Source organism: Bacteroides sp. MSSM.1001136sp1_RTP21357st2_D2_RTP21359_211015, assembly GCF_040913205.1.
Lineage (GTDB): Bacteria > Bacteroidota > Bacteroidia > Bacteroidales > Bacteroidaceae > Bacteroides > Bacteroides ovatus.
Map to the genome: position 1 here is coordinate 125,552 of NZ_JBDFVF010000006.1, position 16,384 is coordinate 141,935.

Sequence of the window (16,384 nt, forward strand, 5' to 3'; positions counted from 1 at the left end):
TTCATGAAAAACAAATTATTCCCGTATATATGTTGGCTGACAGCCATTACGTTCAGTTTGCAACTGCAAGCGCAAAATAAAGTTTCCGCTCCCATGGCAGATGTCAATCAGGTGGTTGACAACACGCTGGATAGCCTGAATAAAGCACGTACCTCGCGACCGGAAGCCGGTTCCAGCCGGAAAGGTGACAACCCTGTTCTGTTTCTGGTAGGTAATTCGACCATGCGTACCGGAACTTTAGGCAATGGCAACAACGGACAATGGGGATGGGGCTATTTTGCTGGTGAATATTTCGATTCCAACCGGATTACTGTTGAGAATCATGCGTTGGGAGGTACCAGCAGCCGTACTTTCTACAACCGTCTTTGGCCGGATGTAATCAAAGGTGTACGCCCCGGAGACTGGGTTATCATCGAATTGGGACACAATGACAATGGTCCTTATGACAGCGGACGTGCCCGCGCCTCTATTCCGGGAATCGGCAAAGATACGCTGAACGTAACCATCAAAGAGACCGGAGTGAAAGAAACCGTATATACATACGGGGAATATATGCGCCGTTTTATTCAGGATGTAAAAGCAAAAGGTGCTCATCCGATCCTATTCTCGCTTACTCCCCGTAATGCCTGGGAAGATAAAGACAGCACCATCATCACACGTGTCAACAAGACTTTCGGATTGTGGGCAAAGCAAGTAGCCGAAGAACAGGGGGTTCCTTTTATTGATTTGAATGATATCAGTGCCCGCAAATTCGAGAAGTTCGGTAAGAATAAGGTGAAATATATGTTCTACATCGACCGTATACACACAAGTGCTTTCGGTGCTAAAGTCAATGCGGAATCTGCTGCGGATGGAATACGTGCTTATGAGGGACTGGAATTGGCCAATTATCTAAAGCCCATTGAGAAAGATACTGTAACAGGTTCCAGCCGTAAAGATGGACGTCCGGTATTGTTTACCATCGGAGACAGTACGGTCCGAAATGAGGATAAAGACAAAAATGGTATGTGGGGTTGGGGAAGCGTAATCGCCGACGAGTTCAATCTGAATAAAATATCTGTAGAAAACCGTGCCATGGCAGGACGCAGTGCCCGCACTTTCCTGGACGAAGGTCGTTGGGATAAGGTATATAATGCTTTGCAACCGGGAGACTTCGTTCTGATTCAGTTCGGACATAATGATGCAGGAGATATTAATGTAGGAAAGGCCCGTGCCGAATTACGTGGTTCCGGTGACGAGAGCAAAGTATTTTTAATGGAAAAGACCGGTAAGTATCAGGTTATTTATACGTTTGGCTGGTATCTTCGGAAGTTCATCATGGACGTTCAGGAGAAAGGCGCCATTCCCATCGTTTTAAGCCATACTCCACGCAACAAATGGAAAGAGGGAAAGATAGAACGCAACACCGAGTCTTTTGGCAAGTGGACACGTGAAGCTGCGGAAGCTACGGGAGCTTATTTTATCGATCTGAATAAGATTAGTGCCGATAAACTAGAAAAGAAAGGTGTGAAGAAAGCAGCAACTTACTATAATCATGACCATACACACTCTTCTTTGAAAGGAGCGCACATGAATGCAAAAAGCATTGCTGAAGGGTTGAAAAAGAGCGATTGCCCGTTAAAGAATTATTTAAAGTAAGAGCATACGGGATAAAGTACGCTATTTATCCCGTAATCTATTAATAGAAAAGTTACTCTTATCCCTTTGCAAACTTCTTTTGGATTAGTACCAAAGTATCAGTTGCTTAAGACTAATCTATAAACGCAAGTTCCGTTTATAAAAATGCAAGTTTTGTTTTTATAATCAAAAGCTTCATTTATAAAAACAGAACTTGCGTTTATAGTTTATAATAAGTTAATTGCCAGTTTGGTTGTAAGGGAAAGGAAGTTTACCCTTAATGCAGAAGAACTTTTCTATTAATAGATTTGGGGACAGCTAGTGCTACTTTGTACAACAACAAACAGTCACCTTTCCATAATACAGTCGCAAATCATTGATTTATTCCACGGAATAGATTAACTTTGCCTGTACAAATTAAAAGCCTGCCAATATGAGCCAAGTGAAAGGAATACCATACGGAATATCCGACTTCAACCGGATGCGGAACGAAAACTTCTATTTCGTCGATAAAACCATGTATCTGCCCCTTATCGAGGAAATGCCCAGTTACCTTTTCCTTATTCGTCCGAGACGTTTCGGAAAAAGCTTATTCCTAAGCATGATGCGTACTTATTACGACATAATACAGAAGGATAACTTCGACAAGTATTTCGGTGACTTATGGATAGGAAGCCGTCCAACCAAACAACATAACAGTTTCCAGGTCCTTTTCTTCGACTTCTCAAAAGCAGGCTGCTCACTGCCGGGAGCAGATTTGATGAGTAGCTTTAATGAATATTGCAGTATCATCATCAACCAGTTTGCCCATGCATACGCATCTTATTATGATGAAGATTTCAAGTCAACAGTAGAAAGCATTGAAAGCGCTAAAGCAAAATTATCATATATAGAAGTAAAGGCTAAAGAAAAAGGATATCCTCTCTATCTGATAATTGACGAATATGACAACTTTACCAACGTCATATTGAGCGAACACGGACAGAAAATGTTCCATGACCTGACTCATGCCAGCGGCTTCTACCGTGAATACTTCAAGCAGTTCAAAGGTATGTTTGACCGAATTTTCCTAATGGGAGTCAGCCCTATCACACTGGATGATTTATCTAGCGGGTATAATATTGACTGGAATATATCGACTGATTCCCGTTTTAATGCCATGATAGGATTTGATGAAACTGAAGTACGTGAAATGCTCCGTTATTACCAACAAAATGGAAAGCTGGTCGGTGATGTAGAAGCGATGATTACAGAAATGAAACCGTGGTATGACAATTATTGCTTCGCCAGAACATCTTTGGACAACGACCGTGTGTTTAATTGCGATATGACTTTATACTATTTACGTAACCAAATTGATTTTCACCGTCCACCCGAAAATATGGTAGACAAGAATATCCGTACGGATTACAGTAAACTGAAAATGCTGGCACGCATTGACCACGACAACACCCATGAGGGAAGCCGCATGAGTACTATCGAAGAAATTGCGGCAAAAGGTGAAATACTGGTAGACTTACATACTTCGTTCCCGTCAGAAAAGATAGCAGATATAGAGAACTTCCGAAGCCTGCTCTATTATTATGGTTTACTTACCATGTGCGGCACCCGTGGCGACCGTCTGAAAATGTGCATACCTAACAATTGTGTGCGCGAGCAGTACCTTGGATTCTTGCGCGACTACTATCAACAGGCCCATACCCTGAATCTTTCACATCTGAAAGACTTGATAGATGATTTCGCCTTCGATGGTCATTGGCAACCATTCTTCGAAACCATCGCCCGTGCCTATCGGGAGAACTCTTCCATACGTGATGCGATAGAAGGGGAAAGAAACCTGCAAGGTTTCCTAAAAGCCTATCTTGCCATTGCTTCTTATTATCTCGTACAGCCGGAACTGGAAATGAACTATGGCTATTGTGACTTCTTCCTATTGCCGGACAAAATGCGTTATTCCGATATAGAACACAGCTATATCCTGGAGTTGAAATACGCTACACGTACAGCTACCAATGCTGAACTTGAAGCCCAAGCAGAAGAAGGAAGACAGCAACTGTTGCGATACAGTAAGGATAAAGTTGTGCAGAAACTGGCTACTGGAACGACACTTCACCTATTATTAATTCAGTTCCAAGGTTGGGATATGGTGAAATGTGAAGAAATAAATGCTTCTGCTATTCATCCTTCGGAATAACTTCCTGCATATAAATAGCATCCAAGCTCCAAAGAGCAGCATCATTCGTGCTAATGCTCGTACATTCATCTAATGGAGACGGTACTTCCGGCGGAAGTATGGTAGTGATGCGGAAAGGCGGTGCAGGTGTATGTTCCAACCGGGTAAACAAATCTTTCCAGGCTTCTTCAGCCATTTGGGTATTGCGCAAGTGATAAGCTGCGTAAGCCATCAGACGGGAGACACGAAAACGGCTATGGCTAAGTTCCCATGCTTTCTTCTTGTAACGTGCAGCATGATCAAGCCAGGCGTCTTTCCATTCGGGTATATCAATCATACGCATCATTTCATTGGCTATCTCAAATCCGCCCATGATCGTCATTAAATGGTTGGTTGTTTCCAATTTGGGGTCACATTCGGTTGTGATGATTCCTGTTGACGGATCAAATCCTAGAGCTTTGGGGCCGGTAAAGAGGCGGTTAGGCAGGACGGCAATGCTTTTCATTCCTGCTATTATTTTATCACGATAAGCAGTGTTACCTGTGCGCTCCCATTCTGTCATCCAATTACCGGCATAAGCCAGCCAGTCGGGACCGATACGCAAACGGGCGGGAGCGGTACAAGGATATTCACTGCGAGGTTGGGCCAGGCGCATAGGGTCCAAGTCATAGAGTTTGTGGTCGGCATCCTTCACTTCAGTCATTAAATCACCGCAACGTTCGTCTGTAGTAAGGTAATAGTAGAAACGGTTCCAGGCGGCCTGGCTGATTCGCGCTTCTTTAGCTCCGCATCCCCAATGACTTACATTATGCCGACTGCCTAATCCGGCATTGGGACCGATATGATAGACATCCACTTCGCCTGTATGACGCGTCATAGCTTCTGCCATACGCCAAATATCAATACGCCCGGTACGGAGGAAATTATACCATAGCCACATATTAGAAGCCAGTTCCGTATTGTCCCAGGCAAATCCTCCGACATCGTAACGCCAGGTATGACGAACAGGGTCATAAGCGTGCATCACATCACCATAATTCCAGAAACCGTACCACTTGTTTTGTTCGATTGCTTTCTGATAGAAGTCAATGTAAGCATCCAAGCGGTCTTCTACACGAGTACGGAATGGAGTAGTACGGTCGGGGAGACTCCATATCCCGAAAGCCTGGCGGGCATGAAGATAATTCGGGGTTGGCATTAACAGACTAGGGCTAGAAAATTGTTTGGCATAATCAGCAAAAGCCTTTTTTCCGGCATAGCCACTTTGTGGGATCAGTGTCAACGTAGTTGTACGGGCAATGCCGTATGGCGTGCTCATACCTTCCTGGACATCTTCATAGCTGGCATTCAGGTCATGAGCTATACGATCATAATGCCGTAAATCCATAGGCTCGGACTCCGGACTCCACAACCAGGCGGTAAGGGTAGCTACCGGGGTTCGTGCGTCTGAAATTTCAATAGAAGAGGGATAAGACTGCCAAAAGTCATGCATACAAAGTCCTAATCCTCCGGTAATATCTCCGACAAAAATATATCCATCGCTACGTGTGCCGGAAAAGGTTCCTATCCAGGGATTATCGTTATTGGCACGTTTACGAATGGAGAAAGCATCGGCAGTGAGTTGAGACAGACGGTAGTCATTCCATGAAGCCCAGTTATCGAGCAGAGAGCGGTTCTTTTCATCGAAAGATTCATAAGGCGGAATACGTTTGCCTTCCATTTGCTGCTGTTGCAGGGAGGGTTCATCAGTCGGCATCTGTTGTGCATCTTTCTTTTCATTACTGTTTTTCTTATTATCTGTCTTATTTAAAGTGAGTATGCGACGCCCTACCAATGGTTGTACCGGCTCGCTCCACACTCCTCCATCTGCACACGAAAAAGCAATATGACGATTATACAGAGCTTCACGCATAGGAACATCGAAACGGATACCCAAACTACGAATGAAATCTTTCTTCTGATCTCCGTCATAGATGAAGCTATGTACCATTTTGATCTGTTCACTACCACCATAAAAGTAGAGACGTACCACAAAAGGAAGCCACTCACGGTTATTCCGTTTGTTCATATCAGAGTTATTCGCATAGTTCCCTTCCCCTTCAGAGTGATTCGTATCAATCTTCTTATTCCTGTTCCGATGTATCCCTTCCAACTTTACAAGTGCCCGTACAGAGCCCAGACGTTCTATGGTTACTGATTTTATTTCTCCTATGTAATGAGTAAAAGATATTTGAGATGTATTTTCTTGAATCGGCTCGTTTTGCGTATTACAAATCAGACGCGCTTTCTCTCCTACTTTAGTTCCCTTATATAATAGGCTATCAATCAGGAAATCTCCGCGTCGGGGAATAAATACGGAAATTAGCCCTGTTTCAATTTGAATATCTTCAGGCGTTTCAGTGATTGCAATAGAAGTATTAGGCTGTTTATTGATAGTTTTTGCTTTCCGGGGGGCTTTTTCTAATGTCAGTCTTTCTGTTCCGGCAGGAATGACTCCGGCAACTCCGCTCCATTTCACGGAACCATCCGGCCAGTAAGCCAATGGCCAAGTATCTACCGGAATCTCTTGATTTCTATCTGTTTTTAACCGCAATGAAGTTTCTGGAAATAGGTAGCCTTCATCAAAAGGAACTCCGAAGCTTACAGCTTTGTCTTGTTCAGGAGTATTGCCGATCCAATGTAAAGGAACAGTAGACGTTTGGGGCGGCAAACATTCATAGCGGAAGTTTGTAATGCGGGTACGGGATAAGGTGGTACGAAAGCCGAACCATCCTTCTGTCAGAGGTTCGGCATCGCGGAAGTCCACCAGTCGCTTGCCGTCTATGTAATAACTAACCCTATTATTTTCATTTGTTATCTTAATGTGATACCAGTGATTCGCTTTTAGCAAATGTTCGGTATCTGTATATTCTTTCAATATGGCAGGACGTACTTTGGGATCTGTGATTCCTGCTTCATTGCCGTCATAACGACGGAAGCGTGTAGTAGAGTTATAATTTCCACCATATCCCATGTAATAGAGTTGCAAAGAATAACAATTCAGAAAGATTCCGCTACGCCACTTCTCACGTTTCCATATATTATCAGGATGCTTGGGGTCCGAAGCCATCCAAAAGCAATTCAGGTCACTCAAACGGTCTCCTTCTTTTTCTACAACTACACACGCATCATATTCAATGGTTACCCGCCCGCTCATCTTTTCTTTCCTCCATAAGGTAAGGCCTTTAGGAGATAGTATTTCAGCGGTATCACCCTGAAATGTCACTTTATAATCCGGAGATTCCGACTCTACCTTCCAATATTTATGAAACTGGCGGGCGTTGAGGCCGGAAACTTTATTGTTTTGTGCGTTTGTTCCTAAAGTGATGAAGAGGAACAAAAGGATAAAGAGTTTTTTCATATGTATATTTGCTATCTCACCTTACAAAGGTAGGGAGAGCCGATCAATTAAGAAATAGAATATTATCCATATATATGGCGATTCGTTCAACTATGAAAAAAAGAACAACCCGACAGTTAGCCGGATTGTTCTTTTTCAACAAACTCATATCAAATAAGAGATTTCTTATTCAAAAACCTTTTTATTCTGCTTTTTTCAAAGTTTCAGCACCTACATAGTAACCTAAGTTAGTTCCCTGGTTATATCCCATATTCTGCATCGCTTGAGACATATCATAATTATGATCGGTCATCAAGTGAGGAAGACGGAATTCGGTAGGATGATTCGTGGAGAATATATAAATAGATTTCATGTCACTTGAACCCATTATTACTTCTTCACGATAGTCACCGAGAAAATCACCATAGTAACAAGGATTGTATTTGGTGCTATGGTTACCGTCATTGCTACCGTAAGTTCCAAAATATACCAAACGAGTCTTATTCGTCTTGTTTACATCAGGGTTCTCTTTATAGCTCACGACACAAGCACGGTCCAGCATTTCTCTTGTCGGCTGCCCGCTCCAATAAATGGCTACATTATACAAAACTCCACCACCAATACCTGTAGGATATGTACTGGATACCAATCCACTGCCACTACAACTGAATACCCCTTCCTGCAAAGAAGACCAGTACTCAAAATTCGGGCTATCCGGATCGATATCTGCCACAATACAACGACCGACATCAGTAGTCGAACCCGCTCCATGGCCGGTAATCAAGCCACCATCTCTTGCATCAATCACTTGACATCCATAACCGTGTCCTTGTCCATTATAATTGCCCGGTTCTTCAAATGAAGCAACAATTTGCAATCCTGAACGGTCTTTTATAAATTTGCCAACACATAAACAGTCACCATGACCGTTTCCGGTACACCACAATTCGCTTCCATCATCATCTATAGCCGCAGAACCATACAAGATTTCATCTTTTCCATCATCGTCCAAGTCCGCTACACGAAAACTATGCGAACACATGGACAACCATTTTGAAGAATGTTCGGCTGTATCAAACTTCCAACGGGTTTCCAGTTTATTCCCTTTCAAATCGAGTGCCCATACTTGCCAATTATGATAAATACCTCTACTGATGATCAGACTGGGGTTGCTTGTTCTCACTCCGGTCGCTTCGTCAGGTATACCATCCAGATAAGCCACCCCGATAAAGAAACGGTCCATGCGGTTTCCGTAATCATCTCCCCAATATTCACTCCAATATTTAGCACGCGACGCTTTTGAACCACTTCCACCACGAGGAATATTATCCACCCGGGTAATTTCACGTCCATCATATCCACGGCAAATAGAGATATATTCGGGACCTTCCATTATCAAACCGCAAATTGTATTAATACTTGCTCCCGAATACCAGCCCACAGCGTCAGTCTGACGAATTCGATAATCGTTCACATTACCATAAGCATCGGTAATGCCCTTACCATCCCCAAACTTTGTACCTTCTGAAGAGCGGAAAGCTATTTCACATAAACCATCTCCATCAAAATCGTATAAAATATATGAAGTATAATGTGAACCGGAACGAATATTGATTCCCAAATCAATTTGCCACAAAAAAGTACCATCCATCTTATAAGCTTCCAACAAGGTCGAACCATTATTCCATCCCCCCTGGTTGGCACCATCATACGGTTCTCTCTTCACCACAATCTCTAATTCACCGTCACCGTCCAAGTCACCTAGCTGAATATCATCAGGAGAATATGTAATCGATGCATCGGGTACATTCATGTTTAATCTAATTTCATGATAAAACTTTTCTGCCATTTCAGAAGTAAATGTATAATCGCAAAGCGTTTCAGCCTGATTAGCAAGAGTAACCCGATATACATTCGTTTTTGATACATCAATATCTGCATCCACCCAGGAAGTCGTATTTGAAATAGGTTCTTCATTCAATTTCACTTCCATCTCACCGTCTACTGATTTATAAATATCAAAAGCAACATTAGACGGATCGGTCTTCAATAATCTCCAGCTAATCAATGCGGATGCAATCCCTGATGCGTTATTGGGATCAGAAGCCGAAATAGGATCATAACTCACCCACATGGCGCGGCTACCCGTTATGACTTCGGTCGGCAGAGGAGGCAATTCTTCTGTTTGATTGCCATTGTTCACTTCAACGACGGGGTCATTATCTGAGCAAGCAACTATAGCCAGCAAATAAAACAGCCCCAATATTATATAATGTATCTTCATTTCTTTCGTTTTTTATTCTATAAACATCCGTTCTATGCAAGAATATCCTATTTCTATTCATCAGTATTCCGGTTAAGTTACCAACCCGGATTCTGCTCCAAATTAGGATTTTTCGATTTTTCACTCTGAGGAATCGGGAAGAAATACATCTTATCATCCCAACTTCTTTCTTTTACCTTACGCTCATACGTATAAGTATCATCCCCATTTTTCGTAATTTTCATTTCAACAATGTTTTTGAAATGTTTGTCCCCCTCCTTCCAACGACGTACATCCCAAAAACGATGTCCTTCAAAAGCCAATTCTACCATACGTTCATTCTGATATTTCTTCCAGAAAGCATCATTGGTCATCCCTTGAGGGAATCCGGGCATTCCGGCACGTGTACGAACTACTTTGATAGCATCTACAGCCGAAGTTGTAAATTCACTGTCCGTTGCATACGGACTACCCAGATACTTATATACAGCTTCCGCATAATTCAAATAGAACTCTCCAAAACGGAACGTAATCCATGAATGATAGGTCTTTGAAGCTGTACCGGCACGCAAGTCTACTGCCGTCTGACAATACTTCTTCAGATAATAACCTGTCGGAGTTCCGCCACTCAAAGGTTCCGCATTTAATCCGCCCTGATAGGTTTGCAGAGGAACAGTATTCCAGTTAGGCCATTTTTCGTCTCCATTCTTGGCAATAGTCAGATAGAAACGAGGGTCGCGGTTGGTATAATAAGGATTAGTAGGATCGTAGTTATCCAACTCGTCCGGGCGCAACCCTGTATCCTTCATCTCATACGCATCCACCAGTGTCTGTGTGGGACAGTTTCCACCTTTACAATTTTCCAACCCTACCGGGAAGTTATATCCCTCAAAAGAATTAGTGGTAGTAGTGGCACGACGGAGAAAAATCAATTCACTAGTAGCGTCATTGTAATTATCCTTACTCCAAAGTGATGAATAATCCTCCACTAAGAGTTTTGCCTTTTCAGCAAATCCATTACTGTCATCTAAAATTTCCTTATTGGCTTTAGCTGCACGATACCACAGCTCTTTATTATCAGTCGGGTTAAACAAAGGACTTGCCGCATACAACGCAGCACGAGCTTTCAAGGCCAATACCGTTTTACGGTTGGCACGTCCTGTTTCCGCCGGACTACTAGGCAATGCCATATCTCCCAGTTTACTGTAATCGACAATAATCTTATCCTTTATATCATCACATTCGGCTATGATATAATCAAAAATCTCCTGTGCCGGCCTGCGCGACAATGTATTCGATTCTTCGGCTGTTAATATATGGTCGCTAAACGGCACATCTCCATATTGTCGTACCAAGTTAAAGTAGAAATATGCACGAAGGAAGCGCACCTCATACTGGTAATTGGTATAACGGAACATTTGTTGTGCATAATCACTGTTCAAAGCCAACTCGGGAAATGTCAGTCCGGTAAACTTCTCCAGATATAAATTACAATTGGCTATCCCTTCATAACAGGACGTCCACATACTACTTTTAGCATTTGACGGACTCCAAGAACCATTGTAAAAGTCTTCAATCTGATTTCCCGAATAAGCATATTCAGCCTCATCAGTAGCAGAACCAAGAATTGCCCCGCTATAGTTTCCAAAGTCCACATCCATGGACAAATAGATATTTGTTATCAGCCCTCCCACATTACCGAAGTTGAGCTTCACAAAATCCTCATCATAGTTATTGTACTCATGATATTCCATCTTATCTGAGCAGGAACCGAGTGTGACTACACACATCATTCCGTAGATAATGTTTTTCAGTTTCATTCTTTCGCTTTGTTTTTATGATTAAAAACCAATCGTAACACCGACTACTACACTCTTATTCAGCGGAGTCGCTACACCATAACATTCCGGATCTGCCACATCAATGTGATCTGAACAGAACAAGTCTGTTCCTCTAACATATAACTTGGCACTCCCCAATATCTTAGTCTTCTTCATCAATTCTTTCGGGAATCTGTAATACACCTCCGCATTACGCAACTTCAAGAATGACCGGTCTGCCAACCAAACCGTATTAGCCTGATAGTTATTGGCATTACTCTGTGAACTCAAACGAGGATATTTGGCATTTTGATTTTCCGGTGTCCAACGATTCTCATAATAATGAGTAGAAAGTGTCGTATTATTTATCAATGGCCAAAACATACTCTTCGTATTCAATAAAGCAGAATAGTTACCTGTTCCCTGAAACATTACATCTACCCCAATCCCTTTCCATTCGGCTCCCAAATGGAAAGAATAATAAATTTCCGGAGCTGTCGTACTATAACCAATAGCAGTTTTGTCATTAGCATCAATGATTCCGTCTCCATTCACATCTTTATATTTTATGTCTCCCGGCACTACCGTAGTAAAGTTTTGTGTAAGGCTGTTTGCTATATCTTCTTTATCTTTGAAGAAACCTTCAGCTACCATTCCATATACTTGACCCAACCGATTTCCTGTTTGCACAAGATTCTTATACAAACGCGGTTCTTCCAGTTGTTCCTTAATTTCATTCTTATTCCAAGCAAAATTACCGCCAAGATTAAACACTACATCTCCTAACCTTTTCGTATAGTTAAGTCCTAGTTCCATACCATAGCTATCAACGATTCCGGCATTCTCGAACGGAGCATCAACTCCCAGTACATCGGTATATTTACCCTCGGAAGAAACCCAAATATCTTTTCTCCGTTGATAATAGCCTTCTGCCGTCACATTCAATCCATTGAACAACATAGCATCAACACCAACATTATATTTATACGCTTTCTCATGTGTCGAATTAGCAGTTGCCAAGCGACCGATAATAGTACTTCCGAATTCAGAGTCGTAACTACTGTTAAACTTATATTGCGTACCGGTAGTCGTATAAATCTGGTCCCAATAGTCATATACGGTAGTACTTCCGTCTTTAGGCAGATAATCAACATTGATCACCCCAAATGAAGCTCGCAATTTCAAGAAGTTCACCCAAGACACATCTTTCAACCATTTTTCTTCCGAAAGTACCCAAGCAGCAGAAATGGTAGGAGAAAAAGCCCATTTATGTCCCGGTGCCAATAAACTGGAAGCCGAGCCAACCAATGCCAGATCCAAATAATAGCGATTAGAGAAACCTACATGATTATACCAAGAAACATTTTGCCGATAAATAGTAGTGTTCAGACCGTATGAATCACGATATTCATAATCCCATTTCAATTGAGAATACACATCCCACTTTTGGAATGAACGATTATAATCTACACTACCTGCAAAATTAAATTGACGCGCCCAATTGTCAATACCCGCACCCGAACCCATTTCACTGGATTCGCCACCTGAAATGGCAGTATAAAACGGCCCGTTAGTTGTCCAGCTTGTTGCATAACCAGCATACGTATAAGTCTTGCTATGGTCTTCTAAAATATTGGAATAGTTATCATAAGCTAAACGAAAGTTAGCTCCTAATCCTTTCAGCAAACCAGACAAATCTTGTGATAAAGTAAGGTCGGCAAACAAACTGCGAGAGTGTCCTTTAGAATAAGCAGCTCCCTGCGATTGTGCGACAGGATTCGACGTGCCCGCCCAAGTGGTACTTCCTCCCCAACTGCCATCTTCCGTACGAACCGGAAAAGCTGCAGAAGGAATCGAATAAATCATATCCCATAAGTTAACCGAAGCCCCCGGAATCCGAGATTCGGATAATGTTCCGAGAAGATTTAACTTCAATTTGGTAGTGCCCGTTAAATCAATATCCAGATTTGTACGCAAATTAGCACGTGAATACATATTCTGTGTAGAATATCCGTCATTTGCATTCGGGGTCTTGATAAACCCTTTGTCTGTTAATAAATTCGCCATAGTATAGTAGCGGAACTTTGTTCCTCCTCCACGGAATTCGATCGTGTATTTATTAGAAACTCCTCTGTCTTTAAAGGTTTCATCAATCCAGTTCACATTAGGATAGAGATAAGGATACATACGGGAAGCTCCTCCACTGCCTACTCCATTACGGAAAGCGTCGACTTCTTCCGGAGTATATCGAGCTCCCAAACCTTCATATCCACGCGCTTCATTCACAGCAGAAGCATACGTAGCCGCATCTACAAATTCCGGACGTCGAGACTGAGTGTTAATGATGTGATCATACGTAAACGTTATCTCTTTTGTTTTGTACTTACCACGCTTCGTCGTAATCAAGATCGCACCATTCACTCCTTTGTATCCGTACAATGCCACAGCCGCAGCATCTTTCAGGATGGAAACGGATTCTACTTCTTCCGGACTCACCAAGCTCATGTCTCGTTCCAAACCGTCAACCAGCACAAGCGGCGTACTACTTGACAAGCTCTGCAAACCACGTACATAAAAGGTAGGATCTGCCATTAAACCTGTACTAGCTGCATTCTGCAAAGTAGTAAGACCCAATCCATATCCATATAAAGAATTGGATATATTCCGGGAAGACCGCTTATTAAACTCTTCATTATAGGTGGTAGAAACAGCTGCTGTTGATTCATGACGATTGAATGTCCGGTTAGCTCCCACATCAATAGTCTGAGCTGCATATCCCATCACAATAGTCATCGGACCATCAGCCTTTACCACAACTGTGGTAGAGCCTTTGTCGGCAGAAAAGACACTCAAGCGTTGTCCCTTCTCGACCGCAATCTCAAATTTACCATCTTTATCAGTTTCAACCCGGGTCTCCACTGCGCCACCTTCCACATTAACGGACGCTCCATAGACTGGGTTTCCCGATTTATCAACAACAATACCTATAATGTTGTTGTCTGTATTCTGCGCTCTGACCGGAATGCTCAAACAAACTAGTAAAGCCAGTATCAGAATCTTATTTTTTCTCATATAAATCAATATTCAAGTATTGTTTTAATCTGTTTCGTTGTCTCACATTACCAACCCGGATTCTGAATCAATCCATACCCTTTGTTAATTTCCGTTTGCGGGAATGGAGAAAGATACCATTTGGAATCAAATCCGTATGTCCACCAACGACGAACCGGTTTAGATAATTCAAACCTTTCATATTCAAATCGAGTAGGTTGCAATGCTCCTTTGTTCTTATCTCCTTCATTCCATTTTGTATTACCTGTCATGCGATTACCAGTATCATCCAAACGATAGGCAAGTAATCCATGCAGACGTTTCTCGAAACGATCGGCACGTTTGTAACGGACAAGATCAAAGAAACGGCTATCTTCAAGCCCCAATTCCCGAACACGTTCACACAGCAATTCTTCCAATAAGGCAGCTTTGTCAGAAAGTAAATTCTTATCTGTAACACACTCCGCCAAATCTTTCTTCAATCCCACGCGGGCACGTACTATATTCATTTGGTTAATAGCCCCCCGGTGATCGTTCTTAGCTTGAAGCAAAGCCTCCGCATAAGTCAAATAAATATCAGACAAGCGAAGATAAACCCAGTGCGTATACTGACGTTGGTACTCAGTTCCCAAATAATATTTCATATTTTTATAACCAGTCGCATAGTTACCAGATTCAAGTGCCGCATTTTGTCCTTCATCGTATCCTCCGACCCACAATTCATAAGGTAAACCGGACATCGTTCCGGCACTCCAGTCTAACATCTTCGGTAGTCCATTCACCATGCAATGCTCATACAGACGAGGGTCACGAGTTAATACGATTTCCGACAATAGTTGTTCTCCATTTTTAAATGTTCCGGTCAAGAACATTTCATCCAACTTACCTTCTGTTTCCGCCTTTTTCCAGTCAAACGGAGTGCCGTCAGCCCATGGGAACATCTCCACATATTCCTGTGTAGGCGGATATTCAGTGCGGCAAAGTGACGGAACAGCCCAAGAATGCCACATATAAGAACTTGAGTTGAAAGCGTCCGACATATTCGTGCGAACAGAATGTAAGACTTCCTTGCTGTTCTGACGAATATACCCCATACGATATGCCTGACGATACTGTTCCGGTGTTTCTTCCGAAGCCTTATTCAGGCTATACCCGCCTTGACTCTCCAGCTCTTTAAAGAATGCTTCACAAGCCTTCAAACAGTTATCCCAAAGCTCCGCACGATAGCCACCGTACCATACCAGACGTTGCTGTTCAGCCTCTGAGGTTCCTCCTGCATATCCGTTGACATCGTTAAACAACGGAGAAGCGGCAAATTGCCAGATTTTGCATTTCAATGCCATCGCACCAGCCTTTGTCCAGTGTCCGGCCTTGCTAGCAAGATCGGCATCAGCATAAGCCCACACCAATCCGCCGGAATTGATAGCATCATCCAACATCTTTATCATGTAGTTAACAGTCTCCTCTACCGTAGCACGGGGGATTTCATAACCTGACTCCGTACCGGTGAATGAAGCATATAACAATGGAAGACCTCCATAATGACGGAACATATCAAAATAGCGTGCTGCAATCAAGCATTTAGCTTCTGCCACCAACTGAGTTTTTTCAGCATTATCCATACCCGGCACTCTATCTATATTTTCCATTAGCAACCAACACCAACGCACTACTTCCCATACCATTTCCCGTGTATATGGGAAAATATTACCACGCGTGCCATAGTTGGCATTGAGAGAACCCAAATAATACTGCTGATATACAGTCGCATCACTAAAATAAAGTGACCAGCAGTCTGTTAGCGCATCCTTCTTTCCTAAATAAGGACTGGAAGAATCAGGAATATTACCGTTACTATCCGTATTATAAGGTAATCCGTAATACTGTCTACTGTAACAGGTATTCAAAAATTGGCGCGTATATTCCGCACTATTGAACACTGTGTCAATAGTAGCATTTCCGCCCGGTGCCTTATCCAAAAAAGAGTTTCCGAATTTAATTTCGTCCACACATGAAGTGGAAACCAAACAAACCGCCGCTCCCAACATTGCACCGATGAACCATTTATTTTGTAATTTCAT

7 protein-coding genes are annotated in these 16,384 nt (G+C 42.5%); 2 read left to right on the plus strand and 5 right to left on the minus strand.

The genetic code is table 11. The features are described 5' to 3' along the window. Window positions 1-3: 3 nt before the first annotated feature. Window positions 4-1,638, plus strand: coding sequence for a rhamnogalacturonan acetylesterase (locus AB5217_RS06395; protein WP_032845781.1), 1,635 nt, complete (start codon window positions 4-6; stop codon window positions 1,636-1,638). A gap of 412 nt (window positions 1,639-2,050) precedes the next feature. Beyond that, a complete protein-coding gene (locus tag AB5217_RS06400) occupies window positions 2,051-3,811 on the plus strand; it encodes an ATP-binding protein (RefSeq protein ID WP_004301572.1) in 1,761 nt (586 codons plus the stop codon). Here the strand turns inward: AB5217_RS06400 and AB5217_RS06405 are convergent. The 5 genes from AB5217_RS06405 to AB5217_RS06425 all read right to left on the minus strand — a co-directional run bounded on the left by AB5217_RS06405 (window position 3,792) and on the right by AB5217_RS06425 (window position 16,384). Continuing rightward, a complete protein-coding gene (locus AB5217_RS06405; protein ID WP_004301571.1) occupies window positions 3,792-7,190 on the minus strand; it encodes a DUF6250 domain-containing protein in 3,399 nt (1,132 codons plus the stop codon). The genes AB5217_RS06400 and AB5217_RS06405 overlap by 20 nt on opposite strands. A 181-nt stretch (window positions 7,191-7,371) precedes the next feature. Beyond that, window positions 7,372-9,453 carry a hypothetical protein gene (locus tag AB5217_RS06410; RefSeq protein ID WP_032845780.1) on the minus strand — a complete coding sequence of 694 codons (2,082 nt, stop codon included), beginning with the start codon at window positions 9,451-9,453 and terminating at the stop codon, window positions 7,372-7,374. A 77-nt stretch (window positions 9,454-9,530) separates the two neighbouring features. Further along, complete coding sequence (locus AB5217_RS06415) at window positions 9,531-11,252, minus strand: RagB/SusD family nutrient uptake outer membrane protein (protein WP_032845778.1); 1,722 nt, start codon at window positions 11,250-11,252, stop codon at window positions 9,531-9,533. Between the two features lie 21 nt (window positions 11,253-11,273). After that, on the minus strand, window positions 11,274-14,324 hold the full coding sequence (locus AB5217_RS06420) for a SusC/RagA family TonB-linked outer membrane protein (protein ID WP_032845776.1): 3,051 nt from the start codon (window positions 14,322-14,324) through the stop codon (window positions 11,274-11,276). A gap of 47 nt (window positions 14,325-14,371) precedes the next feature. Next, window positions 14,372-16,384 (minus strand): RagB/SusD family nutrient uptake outer membrane protein, encoded by a 2,013-nt coding sequence (locus AB5217_RS06425; RefSeq protein ID WP_032845774.1) that lies wholly within the window; start codon window positions 16,382-16,384, stop codon window positions 14,372-14,374.